Origin of the sequence: Pseudomonas sp. MWU349, from assembly GCF_017947325.1 — a bacterium.
GTDB classification, from domain to species: Bacteria; Pseudomonadota; Gammaproteobacteria; order Pseudomonadales; family Pseudomonadaceae; genus Aquipseudomonas; species Aquipseudomonas protegens.
Window position 1 is genome coordinate 1,543,212 of the sequence record NZ_JAFEVP010000001.1, and the last position, 24,315, is coordinate 1,567,526.

11 protein-coding genes are annotated in these 24,315 nt (G+C 67.5%); 1 reads left to right on the forward strand and 10 read right to left on the reverse strand.

From position 1 onward, the window contains the following. Window positions 1-151 precede the first annotated feature (151 nt). From KCG88_RS06680 to gspG, 9 genes are all read right to left on the reverse strand, one after another. Complete coding sequence (locus tag KCG88_RS06680) at window positions 152-12,709, reverse strand: filamentous haemagglutinin family protein (RefSeq protein WP_210712047.1); 12,558 nt, start codon at window positions 12,707-12,709, stop codon at window positions 152-154. Between the two features lie 350 nt (window positions 12,710-13,059). Further along, window positions 13,060-14,244, reverse strand: coding sequence for a substrate-binding domain-containing protein (locus KCG88_RS06685; protein WP_047286302.1), 1,185 nt, complete (start codon window positions 14,242-14,244; stop codon window positions 13,060-13,062). 547 nt (window positions 14,245-14,791) lie between these two features. Next, window positions 14,792-16,003, reverse strand: a complete 1,212-nt coding sequence (gene gspF / locus KCG88_RS06690) for a type II secretion system inner membrane protein GspF (protein ID WP_210712048.1) — start codon at window positions 16,001-16,003, stop codon at window positions 14,792-14,794. Beyond that, the gene (gspE, locus tag KCG88_RS06695) at window positions 16,003-17,424 is read right to left on the reverse strand and encodes a type II secretion system ATPase GspE (protein ID WP_047286300.1); all 1,422 of its coding nucleotides are present in this window, start codon (window positions 17,422-17,424) and stop codon (window positions 16,003-16,005) included. The genes gspF and gspE overlap by 1 nt, the downstream gene beginning before the upstream one ends. Window positions 17,425-17,644: 220 nt before the next feature. Further along, on the reverse strand, window positions 17,645-20,026 hold the full coding sequence (gene gspD / locus KCG88_RS06700) for a type II secretion system secretin GspD (RefSeq protein ID WP_210712049.1): 2,382 nt from the start codon (window positions 20,024-20,026) through the stop codon (window positions 17,645-17,647). Further along, a complete protein-coding gene (gene gspM / locus KCG88_RS06705; protein WP_210712051.1) occupies window positions 20,023-20,589 on the reverse strand; it encodes a type II secretion system protein GspM in 567 nt (188 codons plus the stop codon). Before gspM ends, gspD begins: the two co-directional genes overlap by 4 nt. Then, a complete protein-coding gene (gene gspL / locus KCG88_RS06710) occupies window positions 20,582-21,796 on the reverse strand; it encodes a type II secretion system protein GspL (protein ID WP_210712052.1) in 1,215 nt (404 codons plus the stop codon). The genes gspM and gspL overlap by 8 nt, the downstream gene beginning before the upstream one ends. Continuing rightward, complete coding sequence (gene gspK, locus KCG88_RS06715; RefSeq protein ID WP_047336635.1) at window positions 21,793-22,773, reverse strand: type II secretion system minor pseudopilin GspK; 981 nt, start codon at window positions 22,771-22,773, stop codon at window positions 21,793-21,795. The genes gspL and gspK overlap by 4 nt, the downstream gene beginning before the upstream one ends. A gap of 8 nt (window positions 22,774-22,781) precedes the next feature. Next, window positions 22,782-23,231 (reverse strand): type II secretion system major pseudopilin GspG, encoded by a 450-nt coding sequence (gene gspG / locus KCG88_RS06720; RefSeq protein WP_047286295.1) that lies wholly within the window; start codon window positions 23,229-23,231, stop codon window positions 22,782-22,784. 148 nt (window positions 23,232-23,379) lie between these two features. On the opposite strand from gspG, the gene gspI reads away from it, so the two are divergent. Further along, window positions 23,380-23,766, forward strand: coding sequence for a type II secretion system minor pseudopilin GspI (gene gspI, locus KCG88_RS06725; RefSeq protein WP_047286294.1), 387 nt, complete (start codon window positions 23,380-23,382; stop codon window positions 23,764-23,766). A gap of 3 nt (window positions 23,767-23,769) precedes the next feature. Here gspI and KCG88_RS06730 read toward each other — a convergent pair whose 3' ends face one another. After that, on the reverse strand, window positions 23,770-24,210 hold the full coding sequence (locus KCG88_RS06730; RefSeq protein ID WP_246882562.1) for a type II secretion system protein N: 441 nt from the start codon (window positions 24,208-24,210) through the stop codon (window positions 23,770-23,772). Between the last annotated feature and the right edge of the window lie 105 nt (window positions 24,211-24,315).

Below are 24,315 nucleotides of genomic sequence, written 5' to 3' on the forward strand. Positions count from 1 at the left end.
AAGGATCGGGACAGGCTAGGCCATGAGGTCTGATAATTAAAATTCATTGTTTTTATTCATTGCATTCCCGCCTGGAATAGAACCTCCCCGGCGCCCAAAAAAAGGGGGGCGATCGATGATCGCCCCCCAAGCCTTGCTACCACGAGAGAACCTACAGCGTCAGTTGCCCGCGCTCCTCGTCGGTCAAGCGCGCCCGCGCCTGGTCGCTCAAGGGTCCGGCGCCCAGCACCTGCACCGGGCTATCGGGGTTGTAGCCCGGGGCGCGGCTGGCGTCTTCACGGGGGCGTTGCACCGGTTCGCTACCAAAGCCCAGCACTTCCACGGTGACGATGGACGCCCGGCCCTGCTTGGCCGCCGCCTGCTGGTTGCGGGCCGCATCTTCCGCGGCCTGGGACGCGGCGGAGCCGGCGGCGCTGGCCGAGGTCATGGCGCCGGTGTTGACCGCCGCTGCGACCGGCACCCCGCTGGACTTGCCCTGGGTCTGGATGTTCGCCGCGTTGACCACCCGCAGCGCGGCGATGTTGACGTTGCCCGAGACCCGGATCCCTGCCTCGCCGGCATCGATGGTGCCCAGGGGCGCGATCAGGTCGATGTCGCCCGCTGCTACTTCAGGTATCGGGTTGAGGGTGGCGATCCCCGCCCCGGTGCTGGGCACCGACGGCGACAGGCTGACGTTGCCCCAGTTGTCGTAGACCCGCTTGGGCGGTGTATAGACCACGGTGGTCTTGGAACCGCGGCCGGCGTTGATGTCGCCCGCCGCCGACCAGCCCATGATCGAGCCGCCGAAGGTGGTCATGATCCGGCTCTGGCCCAGCAGGATGCTGCCCAGGGAGTACAGCTGGATGTCCCCCGCGCCCTGGGTGATGACCCCGGCCGAGGCCGGTGGTGCCGTGCCCTCGATGCCGAAGGTCTGGTTGCCGCCGGGGGTCAGCATCTGGATGTTGCCGCCAAAGTCGGTGTGCACCCCGGCACCACCGAACAGGGTGATATCGCCCTGGTAGGTGATCGGGTTGCCCGCCACGTCGGTGCTCGGGAACAGCCCGGCAATCGCTGCACGGCCACGGGCATAGCTGCCCTGGCGCATGCCGCCTTCCTCGGTGTACTCGCGGCCGGCGGCCTTGAGCTCGGCAAAATACACATTCCGGGCAAACACCCGCTGTTGTTCCGCAGGCAGGGCCGCGTAATAGGCCCGGGCCTGGGCGCTGTCGCCGACAAAGCCGAAGCGCTCGGCCAGCCAGTCCAGCAGTTCGCCCTCGTAGGTCTTGGCCACCCGGGCGCCCGACAGGCTTTCGCCCGGCTGGGCGAGGTTGGCCGGGTCCAGGTAAGCCTCGACGAAGCGCCGGTAGTCCGGGCCGTTGGGGCCGAACCCGGCCTGCATCACGAGGCTCGCCCCGGGCCGGCGGTCCCCCGGCGCCACGGCACCGATGCTGGTGACGCTGACCTTGTCCTCCATGAGGATGTTGCGCCCCGCGGTCAGTTCCAGGGTGCCGGGGCCGGCGACGTTGAAGTTGCTGTAGAGGATGTCGCGCCCGGCGCTGACGACGGAAATGTCGCTGGGGTTGTCGTGGATGAACAAGTTGCCAGTGAAGGTGTAACTGCCCAGGATGACATCGTCATACCTGGCCCCCCCCAGGGGGATCCCGCTGCTGACGATATCGCGCCCGGCCATCATCCATACCGGCCCGCCCCCCTCATAACGAGTCTGACCGAAGCGTGGATCCACATAACTGGTGAATACCTGGCTACGGCCACTGCTGACCGCCAACAGGTCGCCCTTGAGCGCATAGAAACGCGCCGGGCCGCTATCGCGTCGCCAGCCGCCGGTGGCCGTAGGCGAACCGAAAGCGAACAGCGGATAGCTGTCCTCGCTGGCAAGGTTCGCATCCGCGGACAGGTTGCTCATCCCTGGGATCAGTACCCTGTTCAGATCCCTCGCCGCATAGGCCGGGTTGAAGGGCGTCGCCAGGGTAGCAGGCGCGGCGAAAGACTGGTTGATGGACAGGTTCCCGCCATAGATCGAGTCCCCCGCCAACAACTGCAATTGGCTGTTGTTGGAAGGCGCCAGCACCAGGGTCGAGCGCTTGTTGTTCAGCGTGCCGACCCCTTTAGCGTTGCCGTAGTACAGGCTGCCGCTGGCGGCCGTCACCCGCAGGATCGACGGATAAACGACGGCCAGATCGGTTTCCGCCGCCGTCATCATCGGCGTGGCATTGCCCCCGGCGGAATACAGGTCGATGGCCGTGCGCTCGGTCCACAGGGAGAACCAGGTTTTCCCGGAACCCTGGATCCCATCGAGGGCATAACCGTTCATCAACGAGGTACGCCCCGGATCGATCACGCTTTGCAGTACCAGGTCACCGCGGGTCGACAGATTGAAAGTGGCATCGCCCGGTACCAGGGTGATCCCCCCTGCTGCCAGGGCCGTGGTAGCCCGCACAGGATCGAAGGCCCGGGTTTCTCCCACGCTGTGGTCATCCGGACGGCTGCCATAGTGCAGGTCCAGGCTACCCACCGAAGCGCCGAGCACCTGGGCATTACCGCGCAAGTTCAGCAGCACACCGTCAATCTGGCTTTGCTTGGTGAGGCTGCTGCCTGGGTTCAGGCCTCCCCCCACCTGCAAGCTCAGGTCTCCACCACCGGTCAATTGCAGCCCGCCATCGGCGGTGACCCTGCCAGTACTGCCTACCGCCAGCACCAGCCCCTGGGTGCGTGGATTAGCCGATCGTTCCACCAGGCTGCCGGCCATCGGCTTCAGCACGCCGGCATCGCCGCCCACCCGCACATCGAGGTTGCCGCCGCCCAGGGTACCGAAACCGGTAAAGCCCACGAGCTGGTCGGCGGCGGTGGTGGCGGTGTAGCTGCCGAAATTGATCCACCAGGCCGTCGGCAAGGATTGCCCTCCCCCCTGGCGCCACAACCAGTTGCCGACCTGGGTCGAGTCATGGCCACTGTCCTGGGGGTTGGGCCGGTTCTGAGACTGCGCCGCGGTATCCACGATGTTGCCGGTCAGGTTGCCGCCAACCCGCAGGCTCAGGTTGCCCCCTCCATCGGGATACCAGGCGCGGTACAGGCTTTCGCTACCGCCATCGACGAACTTCTCGAAGTAGCTGTTCACGTCGTTGAGCACCGTGGTGCCCCGCCCTGGAGCCTTGGCCTGGTTGTAAGGAGAACCTGGCGCGGTGGCCAGTGAGGAAGTACCAGCGGTGTAGACCCCATACAGCGAGTCCATGCTCAGGTTGCCGGCACTGAGCAGTTCCAGGTCGCCAGTACCGGTGCGGATCACGCTGAAGCGGGTACTGCCCGGCACCGGGGCATACTCCTTGTTGCTCAAGGAGATGCAATAGGCCGGGGACGCGGCACAAAAGTCACCGATGCTGCCCAGGCCCAGGTCGTCGAGGACCTTCTGGTCGATCGGGTCGCCCTCCTTGACCACGACGCCCAGGTCCGCCAAGTCGTGCACGACCAGTTCGCTCCAGCCGTAGTTGACCCCGATGGCGCAGTAGACAGGGCTGGCACCGCAGAAGTCGTCGATCGACCCCATGCCCAGCTCGTCAAGGAGCTTCTGGTCCACTGGATCGCCAAGCTTGACCACGATCCCCATGGCCTCCAGGTCGTTGACCGCATCCTGGGTCCAGGTCTGTACACCCTTGGCAGGCAACTCCTTGGCGAACATGCCGTAGTGACTGTCGGCCAGATGCAGGTCGCCTTTACTTGGATTGGCTTGCAGGATGCGGCTGTCGGCGGCGCTGGTGTCGGCCCCGGCCACCAGGCGCAGGGACCAGGATTGCGAGCCTTCGGCAAGCATCGGGGCAATGGCCCAGAGCTTGCCCTGGCGCCCGACGTCTTCGGGCCGCAACTGCACCGAGTCGACGCCGCTCGGCAGCTTGACGTTGGTGCCGGCCGGGATCAGCCCGCCCTTGGGCAGGGCCTTGCTGCCGTCGAGCATGACGAGGTTGTTGTTCACATTGGCCAGGTGTACTTGCGGCAGCGGCACACCCTTGGGCCAGGTCATGGACCGCAGCTGGGTGCCTTGGGTCAACAGCGTCCCGGCCTCCAGGCGGGTGCCGGCGACCAGGGTCTGGGGCTCGCCGAGCAGGGTGCCAGCGGCGAACAGCAGGTTGCCCGAGGCATCGCGAATCGCCGCCGCCAGTACCGTACCCGCCGGCAGTACCAGGGTCTGGTCCAGGGTCGCCGTGACCGGCAGGCGCGTGCCCGCGGCCACGGTCAGCCCCTTGATCGGCAGGTCGTAGTTGAGGGTGCTGCCCGCCGGGAAGGCGGTGCCGTCGGCCAGGGTCACGCCGTTGCCCGGCACGATGATCGTGCCACCGGTGAAGTCCACGCCCGGCAGCAGCACCCAGCCCTTGTCATCCACGGTGGCAGGTGGCGGCGCGAAGCCGTCGTTGATGCTGCCATAGACATTCAGGTCGCCCCCGGCGCGCAGGGTCAGGCTGCCGACCTCGCCGGAACCGTAGACCGAGGTCTTCTGGCTGTGAGGGTTGAGGCTGGCATAGCGATAACCCGACAGATCCAGGTCGCCCTGCACCACCAGATCACCGTCTGCGCCCTTGCTGACGATCTCGACCCCGGGCCGCAGATGGAAGGCGTCGGCATAGCTGGCGTTGTTCAGGCCGGCCAGCTTGTTCTGCAGCAGGTCGCTGTTTTGCAGGGCCGCGTTGATAAAGGCCGTGCTCTGGGCATGCTTGGCATCCAGGTAGGCCTGGGTGATCTCCTGGTAAGGGCGGCCGTTGGCGGTGGCGTCGGTTTTTTCCGGAGCATCGTCGTAGCGGAGCATGCCGTTGACCGCAATCGAGCGCGCGCCCTGGATATCCAGCGGGCCGCGGGCATCGATGTCGATGTCGTTGCTGCTCTGGTCCGCCTGGACGAGGCGCGGCGCGTTCAGCTCCAGGGTGCCGCGGCTGCGGCCGTCGTTCTGCCCCGCAGCGCTGCCCACTGCCACGTCGGTGCCGTGGCGCAGGTCGATACGCGCACCGTCGGCCAGGGTCAGGCGGCCCTGGCCCGAGCTGAGCACCACGCTGGCGCGGTTCGGTGAGTCGATGATCTTGCCGTAACTGTCCACCCGCAGCTTGCTGGCGTGGGCATCGAGCACCGCGCTGCCGTCCAGGGTCAGGCCCTTGCCGGCCGCCAGGTTGATACTGCCGACCCGCTCGCCGCTGGCGTCCACTCGCCCGGTAACCCGCAGGCTGCCGTTGTCCACCGAGACGTTGACGGTGCTGGCCCTGACCCCGTCGCCGATGGTCAGGTCGCCCTGCTTGAGCTGGAAGCTGCGTGCGCCAAAGACCTGGCCCTGGTTCAGGCGCTGGTTGAGGGCGGCGAACTGCTCGTCCAGGGTGCCGCTGCTGCCCAGGTGCTGGGCCTGGATTTCCACCGTGGCGCCGAGGAACGGCACCAGGGTGCCGCCGGCATCGTAGTAGCCGCTGCTGCCACCGAGGATCTTGCCCGCCAGGTCTACCCGGCCGGCCGCACTGTCCAGCGCCACCGCCCGCAGCTTGCCGGCCTGGTTATGGGTGGCCGAAAGGTCGATGGTCGAGCCCGTGGCCTGCAGCACATTGCCGGTAGCGCTCTGCAGCAGCACTTCGCCGCCGGCGCCGTATTTGCTCAGGTCATTGAAGGCAATGGTGCGGCCAGCCACATCGATCAGCGCCGCATCGGTCAGGCTGACATCACCCCGGGCCCCCAGGGTCACCTTGCCGCTAGGCAGCACCACGGCGCTGGCCAGGCGGATGCTGTCGCCCTGCAGCGACAGTTCCGCGCCCTGGCCATTGGCCTCGCCACGGGGGCCGGCCGAGGCGCCGATATCCAGGGCGCCGCCAGCGGTGATGCGGTTCACCGAGCCGGCCTCGCCGGTCATCAGTGGGGTGAGGATATTCAGGTTGCCGCCGCTGTAGGCAAAACCGGTGAGCGGATCGAAGGCGCCCTGGCTCTGGTAGACCGACAGGCTGCCCTTGTGGTTGGCGGTAATGCGCTGGCTGGCATTGAGGTCGACGTTGGCAAAACCCAGGGCCAGGCGGTCGAAACTCTTGGTGGTGCTGGGCTGGGCAAAGGCCCCGTAGCCGAACTCGATGCGTTCGGCATTGATTTGCAGGCGGCCACTGCCGGTTCCGGCGCCACCGGCCACCACCGCGCCTGCCGGCGCCTCGGAACCCTGCCAGATCAGGTTGGCGGTGTGGATGCTGGCCACATCATTGGCGCCCCCGGCACCGTAGATCGCCGGGGTGGAGAGCATCAGGTTGCTCAGCAGCGACTTGCCGGTCGCCGGGTCGTAGGTGTCCAGGCTGGTGCTGCCGTAGAAGTTGAAGCCGTCCCGGGCCGAAAGCTGCAAGGTCTCCAGGGCCGGAGCGCCGAACTGGGTATCGCCGCGCAGCAGGCGGTCGAGCAGTTGCTGGGTCAGGGTCATGCCGCTGGGCAGGCGATTGCCCGCCGCCGCTGCCGCCAGCGCCTCCGGGCTGCCGACGTTGATGTTGTTCAGGCCCAGGTTCAGGTGGCGGGTGCCGTAGCGCACCTGGTCACCCAGCTCGAAGGCATTGTCGGTCAAGGCAACGATGCTGCCATCGGAATACAGTGCGGTCTGCCCGCTGCACGGCGCGCTGGCGCACACCCCGAGCCGGATGCCGCCGCTGGTCTGTCCGCCGGCCTGGGCCTTGCTGATCACGTTGAGCAGGCCGTTGGAGACCGCCAGCATATTGGCCACCTGGTAGGTGAAACCGTCACGGGCGTCATAGCTGGCCTTACCCCGGCCCAGGGTATTGATCGAGGCGCCCTGCTCCAGGACGATCTCGCCGGTGTTGCTCACCAGGAACACTTCCGGCGCGGCCAGGGTGGCCCCCTCGCGCAAGGTAATCGAACCCTTGGGCGTGTTCACGCCTTCGGCCACGGTGATGTAGTTGCCGCCCTGGCCGTACTTGACCAGCGTCAGGCCGCCCAGCATCAGGCGCGCTGCGCCCATGGCATTGAGGCTGTCGGCATCCAGGGTAACGCCGTTGAAACCCTGGGTGGCCGACTTGCCGGCCGCCACCACTTCGATGTTGCCACTGCCCATGTTCAACACCGCGACGGTGCCGCCATAGCCCCCCGCAGCGGCATCGAAGCGGCCAATGCCCTTGAACGAGAAGGCCTCCGCACCGGCCCCTGGCTCCAGGGCCAGCTTCAGGGTCTTGGCGTCCACCGGCAGCATCGGCCGTGGCACCCCGAGCTTGGCGGCATCGGCCAGGGCGAACTGGGCATAGCCGGTTTCGTTGTACTGGGAATAGCGGCGCAGGGTGTCGGCCGAGGTCAGGATCAACTGGCTGGCGACGCTGTTGCTGATCCCGGTATGGGCGATCGACAGGCGCCCGGCGGTGGACCAGGAGCCATTGCGCAACGGCTGGGTCGCGCCTTCGGAGCCGAGCCCGGCCAGGCCGTTGATCTCGACGCGAAAGGCCCCCGGCATCAGCGCATAGGTGGACGGCATCAGGGTATAGGTGCCCGCCGCCAGCCCCGGCACTCCGGCGCCGATGGTGATCTGCTGGCCGATCAGCGGGTCCACCGCGCCACCCTCCGGCGCCACCGGCGCATAGCCCGGCTGCACCCCGGGCACTATGGCGTAGATCGGGTTGCTGCCCAGGCCCGGGAGAATGAAGCTGCCGTTGGCGCCGATCTGCACCAGCGGGCTGTAGCGCGCATCGGTGGAGCCGCCGCGCCCGGAAATGAACCCGGCGCCCAGCAGTTCGCCGCCGCCGGACAGGTCCACGGTGGCATCGGATTGCACCTGCACCGACTTGCCGCCCAGGATCACCCCGACGCTCAGGTCGCTGTTCTCATTCACCAGGGCGCCCTGGCCGAGAAAGCTCACGGTCTTGCCGTTGTACTTGTAGACCTGGCCATCGACGGTGCCGCCGTAAGGCAGTACCAGGCCCTTGCCGCTGACCGAAGTCAGGCTGCCGGGCAGCAGTTCGACCTTGCTCGCGCCCAGGTTGCCGATCTCGATCAGCCCCAGGGGCGCACGGACCACCCCGCCCTGCTGGATGTTGGCCGCGCCCAGCTGCAAGCGGCCGAAGGCCGAGTACGGCACAGGCGCCTCGCCATGGCCGGTGCGGCCGATGGTCAGGGTGCGCGAGGGGTCGAAGTTGATGCGGGTGCCGGAGATGTCGTTGAGGTAGCCGGCAATCACCCGGGCCCCAACCTCGGTGCCCGGGTACAACTGCGCGGCCCGCAGGGTCATGTCGCCCTGAGTCAACAACTGGGTGCTGATGCCCTTGGCGATCACATCGGCCCCGGCCCCGGCGAGAAAGCGCAGGTCGCCCTGGCTGGTCAGTTGCACATGGTCGAAGCCCCGGCGCTCGACGCTCAGCAGGCTGTTGTCGGCCTGGCGCAATGTGCCCTTGCTGCCGAACACCACGTTGCCACGCACATCGATCAGGTTGCCGCTGGCATTGAACTGCGCCTGGGTGGCCCGTTGCGACGGCGTGCCGGTGGAGACCGGACGCACGTACTGGTCCTTGGCTTCCAGCGGCGCGAGGATGCCCGCCAGCAGCAGGTAGGGTGCCGACAGGTTGACCCGGCTATTGGCCGCGGCGTTTTCGCTGAGGTCCAGGGCGCCGCTGTACAGGCGCAGGCTCTGGCCCATGTTCAGCGACACATCGCCATCGAAGCTCAACAGGCCGTTGCTCAGCAGTGCCAGGTTGTCGAAGCCGCCGGCGGTGACTTGATCCACCCCGAGGCGGCCATGGCCATACTCCAGGCCGGCGGCCGCGGCGTCTGCGCTCGCGGGCAGCGCGCTGCCCTGGTGGGTCTGGCTGAGCAGCAGTTCCCGGGCCTTGAGCACCCGGTCACTGACCGCGTTCTTGATGTAGTACGGGCTTTCCAGGGCCAGCGACAAGGTGCCCCCTGCAGCGCCAGCGCCTCCGGCCCGGGCGACGAAGCTGCCGTCCAGGTACAGGCCGTTGTTGGAGGCGAAGCTGATGCTGCCACCGTTGCTGGCCACCTGCACCCGGCCCTGGCCGGGAATGTCCAGGGCCGCCTGGGCGCCGGAAGCGTCGAGACGCGCACCCTCGCGCACCACCACAAACAGGTCGCTGGCCTTGGCGATACCGGTGGCCAGGTCGATCTCGCCGCCGATGGCGATCTTGCCGCCATTGCGCACCTGGCCGTAACGGCGGCCACGGCTGTCAATGGCGCTCTGCGCCCGCGCCGCCACATCAATCACCGCCTGCTCGCCAACCCAGATCGAGCGTCCGTGACCGGCGGCATTGACGGCCTCGGAACTGGCCACCGTCAGGCCGCCCAGACTGACGCTGCCGCCCCAGGCATTGAGCGTGCCGTTCAGGGTCAACTGGCCGACGCTGCGCAGGTTGATGGCCTGCCCCGGATCGACACTGATCACCGCGCCCTGCCCCACGTTCAGCGCCGTGGTGGCCAACTGGGCGGCCGTGGAGTACTGGTTGCCGGCGCTCAGGGTCAGGCCGGCGCCGCGGCGCTGGGTCAGCACGCCCCTGGTTGCATCCTGCTGGTACAGCTGCGGCAACCAGCGCTCCAGCACCGTGGCCGGGTCGCTGCCAGTGGCACTGTTGCTGGCCTGGGCCCCGAAGCGGTAGACCGGCATGTTGACCTCGACCTGGGCCCCCTCGGCCACGGTCAGGCCTTCGTTGCCGGTGACGTCGTAGGCCCCGAAGCCCTTGTTGAAGAAATCCCCGGCCAGTTGCAGGGTGCCGGCCTCGGGGGCCGGATCACGGGCGCCAATCAGCACCTTGTGCGCCTGCAGGGCCAGGGTGCCGCCACCGTTGACCCCATACCCGCGCAGTTCGCCATCGAGGTCGAGCTTGCCGTCGGCGGCCAGGGTCACGTCGCCGCCCTTGCCACCGCTGGTCTTGCCGTCATAGGCGATGCTGGCGCCGGAACTGGCATCCACCAGGGTGCCGTGGGCCAGGTTGAGGTCGCCGCTGCTGCGCAGCGACACCTTGCCCCCGTTGATAAAGGCCACGCCGCTGCTGTCCGAGGGGTCCAGGGCCAGGTTGTTCCAGCGCCCGCTGACATCCAGCTTGACCCCGTTGGCCACATCGACCCGGGCCTGGGCGCCGCCGGTGGGCGCGAGGATCACATCGCCGACCGCGAAGTTGCGGTTCACGTCCACCTGGTTCAGCACGTTGCCGGCGTTGATGCTGCCGCCGTGGGCGGTGAGGTTGGCGTTGATCTTGACCTCTGGCCCGAACAGGGTGATGTCGCCGCCATCGGCCACCTTCAGCGCGCCGTTGACCTGGACCTGCTGCCTGGCGCCGACCTTGATCGCCCCCAGCTGGAAGCCGTTGAGCTGGTCGCTGTCCAGCACCAGCTGGCCTTGGCGGTTGGCCGGCAGGGCGGTGGCGAGGTCCAGGCCGTCGGCGATCTTCTGCTGGTTGGCCTCGATCAGCACGTTATCCACGCCGGGGCTCAGGGCGTAGCGCAGGGTGCCGCTGGCCTTGTTGTAGATCGGCGTGTAGTTGCCAATGATCAGTTGCGCGCGCTGGGCCGCGGCCTTGTGCGATTGCTGGTAGCCGTCGAGGTTGATATTCGGCGCCTGGGTCTGGCGGTCGCCCTTGAACACTTCGCTCACCAGTTGGCCTTCGAGCACGGCGTTGCTGGTGCCGATCACCAGCTTGCCGGCGTCGCGACCCACGCTGTAGCCGGCCTCGTAGCGGCGCTGCTGGGCGATCAGCGGGTTGTAGTAGTAATCGGTGCGGCCCCAGCGCGGGCTGCTGTCCACATAGCCCTTGTAGATGCCGGTGTAGAGCAGGTCCCCCGGCGCCCTGGAGAGCTCGTACAGGCGCCCGTCGGCGCCCTTGAGCCAGGTCTGCTGGATGTAGCCGCCCTGCACATCGACGGTGCCGCCGGAGAGGTTCAACTGGGCGCCGGACTGGGTCACCACGTCCTTGCCGGTGAAGGTCAGGGTACCGCCCTGGGCCATCCACTCGCCGATGTTGTGGCCCTGGGTGCCGAGGTAGCCGCCCACTTCCAGCAGGCCGCCGGCGGTGTACCAGCGATCGGTGGCGTAGCCGTTGGTGCCCGCCGGGACGAACACCAGCTCGCGCAGGTCGACCCAGACGTCGTTGTTGATCAACTGGCCGCTGTCGCGGTTGCCCGCCGAGTCGCGCTGCTCGTTGCCCTGGACGTTGATCTTGATGGTGTTGGACTCCATCGCCACCTTGACCCCGACCGCGCCGGCCACATCGATCACCGCGCCATCGCGCACCAGGCTGCGCTGCCCGGCGCTGACCGCCACCTGGCCGCCGGTGGCCAGGGTGATGGAGCCGTCCTGGAAGTCCACGGTGCCACCGCTGACGATCTCCACCCGGGACTGGTCAGTGCGGTCGGCCACGCTGCTGAGGTTGTTGAACTGGCCGGTGATCAAGTTGCTCGGGGTGCCGTCGAGGTTGATCAGGCCGCTGTTGCGCTGGCTGTCCAGCGCGGTGCTGCCACTGCTGTCCAGCAGGATTGCGGTGGTGCTGCCCTGCCCCAGGGTCACGCTGCCAGTGCTGTCGCTGGCGGAGTTGAGCAAATGGATGGTGCCGCGGGTGTCCACCGAAGTGCTGGCCAGGGCCACGCCGTTCTGCGCCACTTGGTGCCCGGTGAGGGTGATATCGCCCGTGGAGGCCATGATCAGGCCGCTGTTGCTGACCTTGCCGGCGCTGCTGCCGGGCTTCAGCGAAGTGGCAACTTCATTGCCCCGGGTGGTCGAGTGCTGGTTGCCGCTGGTGCCGACCCCGCGGCGGATGTAGAAGCTGTCGCCGGCCGCCAGGGTGGTCTGGCCCTTGGCGGTGACGATGGTGCCGGCGTTCTCCACTTCCGAGCCCAGCAGCAAGGCATAGCCACCGGATTCGGTGGAAGTGGCCGCCGGGTGGGTCTGGATCAGCGCGCCACGCTGCACCTGGACCTTGCCCAGGGCATCGCTGAAGGTCGGCTGGGTGCCGTTGGCGTCCACATAGAGCCCGCGCTGGGTGAACTGCTCGTCGCTGATGGTGGCCGCGGCCGCCACCAGGTTGCGCACATTGACCTGGCTGGTGCCGCTGAAGATCACCCCGTTGCGGTTCATGATCATCACCGTACCGGCGCCCTTGATCTGGCCCTGGATCTCGCTGGGCCGACCGTTGGGGTCGTTGACCTTGTTCAACAGCGCCCAGTTGGACTGCTGCTGGAAATCGACGGTGGTGTTGCGCCCGACGTTGAAGGTCTCCCAGTTGAGAATGGCCTTGTCGGCGGTCTGCTCGATGGTCACCGTGGTCTTGCCGCCGGACTGGCTCTGCACCGGCCCTTTGGCATTGAGCCAGCCCTGGGTCAGGCTGTTGTCGACTTTCAGCCCGCCTTCGCCGAGGCCATCGGGAATGGTGCTCACCGTGCCGAACGCGGCCTGGCGTGCGGCAGCCTGGGCCGCTTGCTGGGCGGCGATGGCGGCGACGCTGGAATTGAGGTTGCTCAGGGAGCGCTGCAACTGCTGGTTGGCGCGAGTCTGCTGGGACAGCGGCGGGATCCCCGGTACCTGGCCGTTGGTACGCGCGGCGGTGGCGGCCTGGGACGCTCCCTTGTCGGCGAACCAGCCGGAACTGAAGGCCGTGGCGCCATGGGCACTGCCCGCCACCATCAGCAGGGCGATGGCCTGGGCCAGGGGCTTGAGCCGCAGGATCGGCAGCTCGCCATCAGGGCGCAGCGCGGGGGATTTGACCGGTGGTTTGCAGCGAACCATTACTACTCATCCTTTGTTATGACGCCCACGGGAGCGCGACGCTTGTAGGGCCCAGGGCGCGCGTCACTGCTTTAGGGGATAGGCCGTTGGCGCGAGGCGCGACCGAACGGATGTCACGGAAAATTCATCTTCGGGGTGCAGGGTGTTGCGCCTGCATGCCACGGCGGCAGGCAGGGGCAAGCGGCGCTGGCCGGCTAGAAAGGTCGGCCAATGGCGTTGCAGATCTGGCATGACTCCTGTCGTATCAGGACGGGGGAGCACTCGTGCCGGACCGCTGTGCCGAGCATGAAAAAATCAGCAACGGTCGAAACCGTTGCTGATCCGGGTGGTTCAGGTATCGGACGCGAGAGTTACAGCGGACGGCCGATGGCGTTGCAGACGCTGGCGTTACCGATGCTCAGGCCGCTGGAAGCAGTGACGAAGGAGTCACGTACAGCGGTTTTCCAGGCATCTGGCAGCGGCACGAAGCGGTTGTTCTTGATCGCTGTGTCGTTGTTGGACAGAGCGCCGGCACCGTAGTGACGGCTGAAGAACGCCCGTACTTGCGAAGTCTGGGTAGCGTCGGCGTAGCACTGGCTGAAGATCAGGTTGGTGAAGCCCAGGATCGGATAGCCGCTGGTTGGGTACAGGCGCAGGCTCTTGTCGGTCGGGTTGGCGTCGATGTTGGCCTGGGAAGTGAAGACAGGAACCCACAGGTTCTGGTCGGCACGAACGCTGACATCAGGCACGGTAACCGCGGCGATAGCCGAGGAAACGTTGGCAGGCGCCGGGGAAACGCCAGCCACCTTGGCCACCTTGGTAGCGTCGTCCAGGCCGGCCAGGGTCGGCGCGGCGTAGTCCGGGCTCATGTAGGTGATGCGACCGTCGCCAGCGTTCAGCGCATCCATGACGCCTTGACTGGTAACAGCGGCAACAGCACCGGCAGGCAGGCCGCCCGAGTAGCTGGAAGCGAAGTTGGTGGTCACGGCGAAGGTGCCGGTCTCGGCGCACTTGGCGTTCAGGAAGCGGGTGAACAGCTCGGTGGTGCCGCTGCTTTCATTGCGGTAAACCACGGTGATGGCGCCGGTACGGCCCGAACCTGCGATCTGGCTCCAGTCGGAAACACGGCCCGAGAACACGCCGCACAGGTCGTTGACGCTCAGGTCAACGGCAGCAGTGCCAGCCTTGTTGAATGGAACGGCAACCGAAGTGGCCACCGAAGGTACCTGGATCAGTTTGCCCCAGGCTGCTTGGTGACCAGTGGCGTAGCTGCTCAATTCAGCGGCGGTGAGCTTGGAGTCGCTACCAGCCCAGTGCACGTTCTTGCCAGTGGTGCCGGCCACGAACTTGGTGTAGTCGTTGTTCAGGAAGGCAGCCTTGCCGTTGCCGCTGCCTACGCCGATGTAGGGAGCGAAGCCGGCGGTCAGTACGCCAGCGGTCTGGTACAGCGGTTGTGGCAGGGTTGCGCCACCGCCGTTGATATCAGCCATTGCGGCCTGTGCCGAGCACAGGGCAGCCAGGGTCAGGGATGCCGCGAGAACGTTGCGCTTAAACATGAAGAATCTCCTTTCGTCGTGTTCGTACGTTGGGTGAATTGCTCTTGCATGACGCCATGGCACTCGGGCCAGAAGCCTTGATCCAGACGGCTTGATGGGTGAGGCCATGGGAAGAGAAGTTCGCAGTTTCCGGTGACAGATAAAGGAAAAAACCTCGGGAGAAAGCGCCTGTTTTTGCAAAAGATTCTCGGGTGTTTGCCGGGGTTTTTCCGGCCTTTCCCGGGAAGGTGACAGCCAGGTTGCCAAGGTGGACAACCGCATCGCGCTGCAAGGGCCGATGGCCCTGGCCACCGAGTCTGAACATGACAGAACGAGGAACCCGAGGTTGGCCCGTTGCCCGGTCGGGAGTGAGGCACGCGGCGCGACATTTTATGGCTGCCCTGCCCTGTGCTTCGGACCACCGCTTCGCTCTCGTAGGAGCCGGCTTGCCGGCGAAGAGGCCCACCAGCCCTGCATCGCCGCTGCCGACGCCTTCGCTGGCAAGCCAGCTCCTACGGACCGAGCCAGACCGGGCCGGACGGGGTCAGGTCGGGTCGGGTTGTGCGGTTCAGGTGACCAGCTGGTTGATCTCGATGATCGGCAGCAGTACCGCCATCACGATCACCAGCACCACACCGCCCATCACCACGATCATCAAGGGTTCGAGCAAGGCGGTCATGCCCATGGCCCGACGCTCGATATCCCGCGACAGGATCTGCGCGGCCCGTTCCAGCATCGGCGGCAAGGCGCCGGTCTTCTCGCCGCTGGCGATCAGGTGGATCAGCACCGGCGGAAAGACTTTTTCCACCCGCAGCGCCGCCGCCAGGTTGGCGCCTTCGCGCACCTTGGCCGTGGCCTCGCTCACGCTCTGGCTCAAGCGGTCGTTGGACAGGGTCTGGCGCGCCGCTTCCAGGGCCCGCAACAAAGGCACCCCGGCGCTGCCGAGGATCGCCAGGGTCGAGGCAAAACGCGCGGTGTTCAGCCCCAGGACAAAGCGCCCGATCAGCGGCAGGCGCAGGATCCGGCTGTGCCAGTTCAAGCGCGCCCGGGGGTTGCGCAGGTACACCCGCCAGCCCCAGAACCCGGCGACCATGGCGGCAAAGCACAGGCCGCCCCAGGCACGGATGAAATCACTGGCATTGAGCATGGCCAGGGTCAGCCCCGGCAGGTCCTGGCGCGCCTGGGAGAAGGCACTGACCACCTGAGGCACCACATAGCTGAGCAGGAAGATCACGATGCCGATGGACACCAGCCCCACCACCCCGGGGTAGATAAAGGCGGTGAGGATCTTGCCCCGCAGGCCGTTGCGCTCTTCGATGTAGTCCGCCAGCCGTTCCATGACCTGGGCCAGGTCGCCGGACTCTTCGCCGGCGGCGATCAGCGCCCGGTAGATCTCCGGAAAATCCCTGGGCCGCGCCGCCAGGGCCTCGGCCAGGCGCATGCCGCTGCGCACATCCGCGCGCACCGCGCTCAGGGTCTGGGCGATGTGCTTGCGCTCGGCCTGCTCCACCGTGGCGCTCAGCGCCGCCTCCAGCGGCAGGCTGGCCCCCAGCAGGCTGGCCAGCTGGCGGGTGGCCCAGGCCAGGTCGTTGTCCGAGAGCCTGGGGCGCAGCAGCCCCCCTGCTCCGCCCTCGCCGCCGTTGCCATCGAGCTGCACCAGCAAGGCGGTCAGGCCGCGGCTGCGCAGGCTGGCGAAGGCCGCGCCCTGGCTGTCGGCTTCCAGGTGCCCGGATTCGATCTTGCCGAGGGCGTCGGCGGCTTCATAGCGATAGCGATTCATCAGGCGTCCCGTGTCACACGCAGGATTTCTTCCGGCGCGGTGGCGCCGCTGCGCACCCAGCGTTCACCGTCCTCGCGCATGCTGAACATCCCCGCCCGGCGCGCGGCGGCACGCAGGGCCTGCTCCTCGGCGCCCTGGTGGATCAGGCTGCGCACATCGTCATCGATGCAGAACAGCTCATGGATCCCGGTTCGCCCGCTGTAGCCGATGTGGTTGCAGGCCGGGCAGCCCACCGGGCGCCAGGTGCCCGGGTTGGCCGGGTCCTGCTCCTTGCACTGGTTGCACAGGCGCCGCACCAGGCGCTGGGCCAGCACCCCGAGCATCGACGAGGCCAGGAGAAACGGCTCCACCCCCATGTCGATCAGGCGGTTGACCGCCGATACCGCGTCGTTGGTGTGCAGGGTCGCCAACACCAGGTGCCCGGTGAGCGAGGCCTGGACCGCGATCTGCGCGGTCTCCAGGTCGCGGATCTCGCCGATCATGATGATGTCCGGGTCCTGGCGCAGGATCGCCCGCAGGGCCAGGGCGAAGGTCATGTCGATCTTGGCGTTGACCTGGATCTGGCTGATGCCCGGCAGGTCGTATTCCACCGGGTCCTCGACGGTGAGGATATTGCTGGTGCTGGCATCCAGCCGGGCCAGGGCCGCGTAGAGGCTGGTGGTCTTGCCGCTGCCGGTGGGCCCGGTGACCAGGACGATGCCGTGGGGCTGGCGGATCAGGGTATCCAGGCGCGCCAGCAGGTCCGGGTCCATGCCCAGGGTTTCCAGTTGCAGGCGCCCGGCCTGCTTGTCCAGCAGGCGCATCACCACCCGCTCGCCATGCCCGGTGGGCACTGTGGACACACGGATATCGATGGGCCGCCCGGCCACCCGCAGGGCGATGCGTCCGTCCTGGGGCAGGCGTTTTTCGGCGATGTCCAGCTGGGCCATGATCTTGATCCGCGACACCAGCGCGCCGTGCAGCGCCTTGCGTGGCGACACCACGTCGCGCAGGGTGCCGTCGACCCGGTAGCGCACCACCGAATGGGTCTCGAAGGGTTCGATATGGATATCGCTGGCCTCGTCCCGCGCGGCCTGGGTGAGCAAGGCGTTGATCATGCGGATTACCGGGGCGCCGTCCTGGGTGTCCAGCAGGTCGGTGATTTCCGGCATGTCCTGCATCAAGCGGTCCAGGTCCACCTCGTTCTCCGCCGCCCCGACCACCGCTGCGGCACTGCCGGTGTCGGCGTAGGCGGTGGCCAGCAGGCCGTCGAGTTCCTCGTCGCGAATCCGCTCCAGGCGCGCCGGGCCGAACTGGCGGCGGGCTTCGCTGATGGACCAGCCAGGCGTCGAGGGGCACACCAGCAGTACCGCGCCCTGCTCGGTGTGGCGCAGGAGGATGCGCTGGGACTTGGCCCAGGCGTAGGGCAACTGGGTGGTCATGGCTGTGGCTCCTTGTGGGGTGCGGCGCCATTGCGCGGGCGGCCACGGTGAAACCCGCAATGCTCGCCGGCCTGGAAATGAATGGGGGCATCCCCCATCAGGGGCGGGCTTGCCAGCGCAGGCGCCAGCAAGACCAGCGCCCAATCCACGGGCCTCTTCGCCGGCAAACCGGCGCCTACGAAGGGTTTGGCAGCCCGGATTTGGGGCCCCTTTACCCCGTTCATTGCACCGGCACCGCGCGAATCGGCGCCCGCGGCGTCTGCGGTACACCCTGCAGGGACACCGGCACTGCCCCGGGGATCGCCTTGCTCGCCGCCGGCAGTTGCGGCGCCTGGATATCCGGCATCACCCAACTGCGCTCCGGCTGCAACTGGCCCTGTACCCGGCGCATGAAGTCATAGCGATTGAGGGTAATGCTGCGCCCCGCGCCACTGTCGCGAATGATGTAGGGCCGCAGGAACACCATCAGGTTGGTCTTGGTCACGCTGCGCTTGTCGTTGCGAAACAGCACCCCGAGCCCGGGGATGTTCGACAGCCACGGCACTGCGTCGTTGCTCTGGCTGTAACCGTCCTGCAGCAAGCCGCCGAGCACCATGATCTGCCCGTCATCCAGCAGGATGCTGGTGTCGATCGCCCGCTTGTTGGTCACGGTGCCGGCGTCCACCGAAGCCCGCTGGTCGACGCTGCTGACCTCCTGGTAGATGTCCAGCTTCACCGTGCCGCCTTCGGAGATCTGCGGCCGCACATTGAGCTTCAGGCCCACCTCTTCACGCTGCACGGTCTGGAACGGATTGTTGCTGGTGCCGCCACCGCCGGTCACATAGCTGCCGGTGACAAAGGGAATGGTCTGGCCGACGAAGATGCTCGCCGCCTCGTTGTCCAGGGTCAACAGGTTGGGCGTCGACAACACGTTGGTGCCGCCCTTGCTCTTCAGGGCCCGGGCCAGGACCTTGAGGTCCAGCACCTTGCCGATCCCCGGGATGTCCACCGTGCCGTTGACCACGCCGACGTTCAGGCCCTTGGGCAACACGTCGATGCTGGTCTTGCTCGCCGGCATGCCCACCAGCCCGCTGCCGCCGAGGTTGACCCCGCCAAAGCCGCCATGCCCGCCGAGATTGCCGGCCTGCCACTGCACGCCGAACTCGCTGGCATCGTCTTCGCTGACTTCGACGATCAGGCTCTCGATCACCACCTGGGCGCGACGCTGGTCGAGCTGGTCGATGACCTCCCGCAGGTTGCGGTACAGCGGCTCCGGCGCCGAGATCAGCAAGGTGTTGGTGGTGGCATCGGCCTGGATGGTCACGCCACCGGCACTGAAGGCGGTGTTCTGGTCATTCTGCTGGCCCGTGCCCCTCTGGCCGGCGCTGCTGCCCTGGCCGTAGGCACCACTGCCGCTGCTGCTGTTGTTCAGGTTGCCACTGGCGGTGGGCGTGCCGCTGCTGTTCTGGCTCGCACCCTGGGCGCCCTGGCTGTTGCCGCCCATGCCGCTGAGCATGGCCCGGGCGCCGTCGCTGCCGGCGCTGTCGCTTTCCCCGGTGAGCAGCCCGCGCAGGGCCTGGGCCAGCTTGCCGGCCTGGGCGTTGCGCAGGTACACCACGTGCAGGTTGCTGGGGTTGCTCTGGGCGTTGTCCAGTTTGTAGATCAGGTTGCGCGCCAGTTCGGTGCGCTCCGGGCTGCCGGCACGGATGATGATGGAGTTGGAACGCGGGTCGCCGATCACGCTGATCTTCTGGGTCTGGTCGGCGCCCTGGGTTTCCAGCAGTTCGGCGACCATGGTGGCGATGTCCACGGCGATGCCGTTCTGCACCGCCACCACATCGGTGTCGATGGCGCTCGGGGTGTCGATGCCGTTGATGATCTGCGCCACCCGCTGCAGGTTCTCGGCGTAGTCGGTGACCACGATGGTGTTGTTGCCCGGGTAGGCATTGATCGGGTTGTTCGGCGAGACGATGGGCCGCAGCACCGGAATCAGGTTCACCGCATTTTCATATTGCAGGCGGAAGGTGCGGGTCAGCATGCCGTTGCCCGCCGGCTTGTCGGCGCTGTAGATCGGCCCGCCCAGCAGCTTGGCGTCGGCTTCGGGCACCACCTGGGCCACCCCGCCCACGTCCACCACCGAGAAACCCTGCATGCGCAGGGCCGCCAGCAGCATGTCGTAGGCCTGGTGCGCCGGCACCTGGCCTTCGCTGACCAGGGTCAGGTTGCCCTTGACCCGTGGGTCCACCAGGAACTGCTGGCCGGTGGAACGGGACAGCGCGCGGACCACCGCCTGGATATCGGCGTCGACGAAGTTCAGTTGCACCGGCTGATCCCCCAGTGGATTGCGCGGCACGCTGGTGCTGCGCGACGTGCCCTGGGCGCGGCTGCTGGTGACCGGGTGCAGGACTTTCGGCCGCTGGGCCTGTTGCGTCTGCAAACGCTCGCGGTCCGCCAGCAGGTCGCCGCTGCGCCGGGTATCGGCCAGGGGCTGGCCCAGCTCGCTGTCCACCAGCAAGGGCGGCGGCGTGGTGGAGGTGGTGTTGCTGCAAGCCCCCAGCGCCAGCAGCAGAAAAGGTGCGGCCTTGCGACACTGGCGCACGTAGTTGGAACCTGACCACTTCATGAAGCTTCCTTAGCGCCCTGCGCCTGATCCATGCGAACGGTCCCGGACAGTGTGCCTGCCGAGTCTTGGGCGGCGGCCGCGTCTGCGCGTTGCAGACGAGCCTCCACCACCTGCAGTGAAAACTGCCGGGGAGCCCCCAGCAGCCAGCCGACCACGGCATCCGCCGGGGCCTGCTCAAAGGTCAACCGCCAGCTCTCGGGGCCGGCTTGATCCGCGTGTTGCAACTGGTAGCGGCCCTGGAGCCCGGCCGCATCCAGGGCCTGGCGCAGGGCCTGTTCCAGGCTTTCGCCCGGGGCATTGCGAGGGCCCGCCGCAACCTCGTGCAGCAGCACTTCCAGGGCCTCGGCCTGGGAGCGCAGCTTGGGTGTCTCGGCTTGCCAGTAGTCGATCTTCTTCAGCGGCGGCTGGATCAGCAGCACCCACAGCAACAGCCCCAGCCCCCCCAGGGCAGTGGCCCCCAGCAAGCGTTTTTCCCGCAGGGCCAGGCCGTTCCAGTGGCCCAGGGCCTGGGCCCGCAGGCGCGACCAGCGCGCCCGATACGACGCCAGCAAGGCCTTATTCATTGTCTTCTCCCGTTGCCTCGCCAGTGCGCTCTTCGGCTGGCGCCTGCCCCGGGGCCAGGCTCCAGCCGTTGCCCTGGGCCTGGACGCTGTAGCCGGCCTGGATCAGGGCCCCCTGCCAGGTGCTGTCGGCGGTTTTCGGGGTGTCTGGCAACAATTGGAGCTGCAAGCGCTGCCCGGAAAAGTCCAGGCTTTGCACGCTGCCCACTATGAACGGCATGGCCAGCCCCGCCTGGGCCAGCAGGTGGGCGAAGCCCTGGCTCGGGTCCGCCGCAGCGCCGCTCTGGCGCGCCGCCAGCTGCTGGCGAGCCTGTTGCAGCGGGTTGAGCACCACCGGCAATTCGGGGAATACCTGCTTGACCCGCTGGCTCATCTGCGCCTTGAGCCGCTGCCCCTGCTCTGCCTCGCGGGCGGCGTACAGGTTCAGGCCCAACACCCAGACCACCACCGCCAGGGCGCAGCAGCCCAGGGCCCGGCCCCAGCCCTGGGGGGCGCGGGTGCCGGCCAGCGCGCCGCTGTGCAGGCCCCAGGAAGGCGGCGTGCCGCTCCAGCGCAATTGCGCCGGCAGAGGTTGTGGCGCTGGCAATGGTTGCCCCGGCAGCGCTGGCACTTCGCCGATCCAGCACAGCTCACTGGCGCTGGCGCGCAACTGCTCCAGGGTCTCGGCCACCAGGGGCTGGACGCTGCCCTGGGTGGTGCTCTGGCGCACCAGCAACTGTTCGTCCAGCAGGCACAGGTTGACCTGCCCCGGGGGCGGCGCCGGCAAGGCGTAGGGCGCCGGGTACAGGCCGGCGAGCTTCAACCCGGCCTGCTCCAGTAGCCGCCCCAGGGCCTGCAGGCGTTCCCGGGGCAGCCAGCTCAGCGCCACCTGGCCCTCTGCATCCCGGGGGCCGTGGGCCACATGCATCTGTTCACTGGGGCCGAGGATCAGCGCCTGGGCGGCGCAGGCCACCGCGGCCTTGATCCGCGCAGCGGGCAATTGCGGCAATGGGATCTGGGTCAGCAGGCTGTCCAGTGGGTGCAGGAAACATTCCACTGCGGGCGGCTTGTCACCCTTGCCCGGCAACCCCAGCTGGCCCAGGGCACAGCAACCGGTATCCGTGACCCGCCCACCACGATCGAGCCTTGCAAAATCCACCCGGCACTGCTGCGGCTGCTCGGCGTCGAGCAGCAAGTCCAGGGGCGGCAGGCCGATGCGCAGGCGGCTCATGCGCCCACCCGCGACCAGATCACCTGGGGCATGCGGTCCTCGGGACGGTGCAGCAACGCTTGCAGGCTGACCCGGCGCTGATCACGGCGGGCCTGGCCCTGAAGCAGGAACCACTCGCTGGTGATGCCGACCTTGATCTGGTCCACCTGCAACTGCGGCAGGCGCAGGCGATTGACGAAATCGCCACGGTTGATGAACCAGTGCCCGGCGTCACGCTCGGCCACCAGGGCCCGGGCCCGGGACAGATCCAGGCCCGGCACCGCCGCCGCCAGTACCTCGGCGCGGGCGGTGTTGCCGTTGATCCAGGTGTTGCCCGGCAGGATGCTCACGTACGGCTCCAGGCGCGCCAGCAGTTCCGGGGTCACGCCCTCAAGGCCGAGCAAGTCGTCCAGGCTGCGCAGCATCGGCTGCCTGGGCGCCAGGGTCTGAGCCGCAGCGCCTGCCGAGGTCTGGCGACCGCTGTTGAAACTGCCATGGCTGCTGGTGGCGGCTGGCGCCTGCAGGCGCTGGGGGTAGGAAGCGATCACCCGCTGGCTGATGCGCCGGCCCAGGGCGCCATCGATGCCGATCAGTTGGCACAGCTGCTGGAAGCTCTGCAGTTGCCCCGCATCCACCTGCTGGTTGAACACCAGGTTGCGCAGGTTGAACTTACCCTGCAGGTCTTGCAGGTGGCCCTGGAACCCGGCGTTGAATCCACCCAGGGCCTGGTCGCCGATGGGCTGCGCCCAGGCCTGGTCGAGGCGTGTCAACACATCACGCTGGCGCGCGTCCCAAAGCAGTTGCCGGCTGTACTCCAGGCTGCCCTGAAGCACCCCGGCAGCGACGATCCGCGCCTGTTCGGCTTCCACCGCGCGGGTGAAAGAGGTTTGTCGGGTGAGCATGCCCCCGGCGATCACCGCCACCACCGCGGCGATCAGCAAGGCGCTGATGATGGCCATGCCACGCTGCTTCGCCGCACTGGGCGAATGGGCTTTCACGACCGGCCCTATAGTTGCCAGGAGCCGATATCGGCATTCACGCCGTCGCCGTCGGGCTGGCCATCGGCGCCGAGGGAAAACACATCCACTTCGCCGTTGGCACCGGGGTTGAGGTAGTGATACGGGCGGCCCCAGGGGTCATTGGGCAGACGTTCCAGGTAGGAGCGCCAGTTGCTGTCCTTGGCATTGGCCGGGCGCTCCACCAGCACCTTCAGGCCCTGGTTCATGCTCGGGTAGCTGCCGTGGTCCAGGCGATAGAGCTTGAGGGCCTGCATGAGCCCGGCGATGTCCTGCTTGGCCGCCGTGGCCCGTGCCTGGTCCGGGCGATCCAGGACCTTGGGCACCACCATGGCGGCCAGGATCCCGAGGATCACCACCACCACCATGATCTCGATCAGGGTGAAGCCACGCTGGCCGCGCAGGCCTCGGGGCGGGGATGTTACAGGCGCGATATCCATCTCGACATTCCTTGGCGTAAGTTCGATTCGTCGCGCAGTGTTGCAAGAAGATATGTCAGTGGTATTGAAAAACCTCGGGAGTTTCGGTCGCCATTCGGTCAAGGCCGCAGGCTAGTCTGCGAGGCTGTTTCCCGGTCTCGAGCGGCCCATGCAAGCCCTGCGCAAACAAGCTGGTTTCACCCTGATCGAAGTGCTGGTGGCCTTGGCCATCATTGCCGTGGCGATGGCTGCGGCGGTGCGCGTGGCGGGCCTGATGACCCAGAGTAATGGCCTGCTGCGGGACAAGTCCCTGGCCCTGCTGGCGGCCCAGAGCCGGGTCGCCGAAGTGCGCCTGGAAGGCCGCCTGAACAGCGGCGTGAAAAACCTCGACTGCGACCAGGGCCGGCTCAAGCTGCGCTGCGAAACCCGCATCGCCCCGGGCAATGCGCCGGGGCTGGTGCGGGTGCAGGTGCAAGTCAGCGACCGCAGCCGCGAGGCGCCGCCGCTTGCGCGCCTGGAGACCCTGGTCAGCCGGCCGCAGGTACAACGCCAGTGAGGCTTAGCGGGTCAACCGCGGCAGGTCCGGCGAGTCCGGCAGCTTGCTGACCTTGATCCGCGACTGCTCGGCGCCGCGCTCGATCAGCACGCCGTCGGCCTCGATCGCAGCCAGGCGCACCCCCTGGGTCAGGGTTTCCCCGGCCAGGAAGCTGCGCGGCGGGCCGTCGTTCAGGTGCAGGATCGCCACCGCGCCCCGGGCCCCGGCCATGACCCCGGACACCTTGATCTGCACCTGGGCCGGCTGGTTGGCAAACCACTGCAGGGCCGGGTTGTCGGAACGCGCGGCCAGCACCTGGGGCGCCACCGCCGGGGTCTGGGATTCGGCCGGGGTCAGCAGCAGCGACGACCAGGTGGCGACCCCGCCCAGGGCCGCCAGCAAGGCCGCGTACTGCAGCAGTCGAGGGGCATCAAGGCGCGGGGCGAATGACATGGCACGTAGCATCGGGGGGACCTCCTGTTTGTCCGTGCCCCCAGCCTACCGCTCAATTCTCACGGTTTTATTTCACCGGACGATCATCTGCGTCTGGCAGGCTGGTCCGAGGGCCAA

What these genes read in the sequence shown, in the direction of transcription:
- KCG88_RS06680 (WP_210712047.1), bottom strand. Translation starts at nt 12,709, where the DNA reads ATGGTTCGCTGCAAACCACCGGTCAAATCCCCCGCGCTGCGCCCTGAT.
- KCG88_RS06685 (WP_047286302.1), bottom strand. Translation starts at nt 14,244, where the DNA reads ATGTTTAAGCGCAACGTTCTCGCGGCATCCCTGACCCTGGCTGCCCTG.
- gspF (WP_210712048.1), bottom strand. Translation starts at nt 16,003, where the DNA reads ATGAATCGCTATCGCTATGAAGCCGCCGACGCCCTCGGCAAGATCGAA.
- gspE (WP_047286300.1), bottom strand. Translation starts at nt 17,424, where the DNA reads ATGACCACCCAGTTGCCCTACGCCTGGGCCAAGTCCCAGCGCATCCTC.
- gspD (WP_210712049.1), bottom strand. Translation starts at nt 20,026, where the DNA reads ATGAAGTGGTCAGGTTCCAACTACGTGCGCCAGTGTCGCAAGGCCGCA.
- gspM (WP_210712051.1), bottom strand. Translation starts at nt 20,589, where the DNA reads ATGAATAAGGCCTTGCTGGCGTCGTATCGGGCGCGCTGGTCGCGCCTG.
- gspL (WP_210712052.1), bottom strand. Translation starts at nt 21,796, where the DNA reads ATGAGCCGCCTGCGCATCGGCCTGCCGCCCCTGGACTTGCTGCTCGAC.
- gspG (WP_047286295.1), bottom strand. Translation starts at nt 23,231, where the DNA reads ATGGATATCGCGCCTGTAACATCCCCGCCCCGAGGCCTGCGCGGCCAG.
- gspI (WP_047286294.1), top strand. Translation starts at nt 23,380, where the DNA reads ATGCAAGCCCTGCGCAAACAAGCTGGTTTCACCCTGATCGAAGTGCTG.
- KCG88_RS06730 (WP_246882562.1), bottom strand. Translation starts at nt 24,210, where the DNA reads ATGCTACGTGCCATGTCATTCGCCCCGCGCCTTGATGCCCCTCGACTG.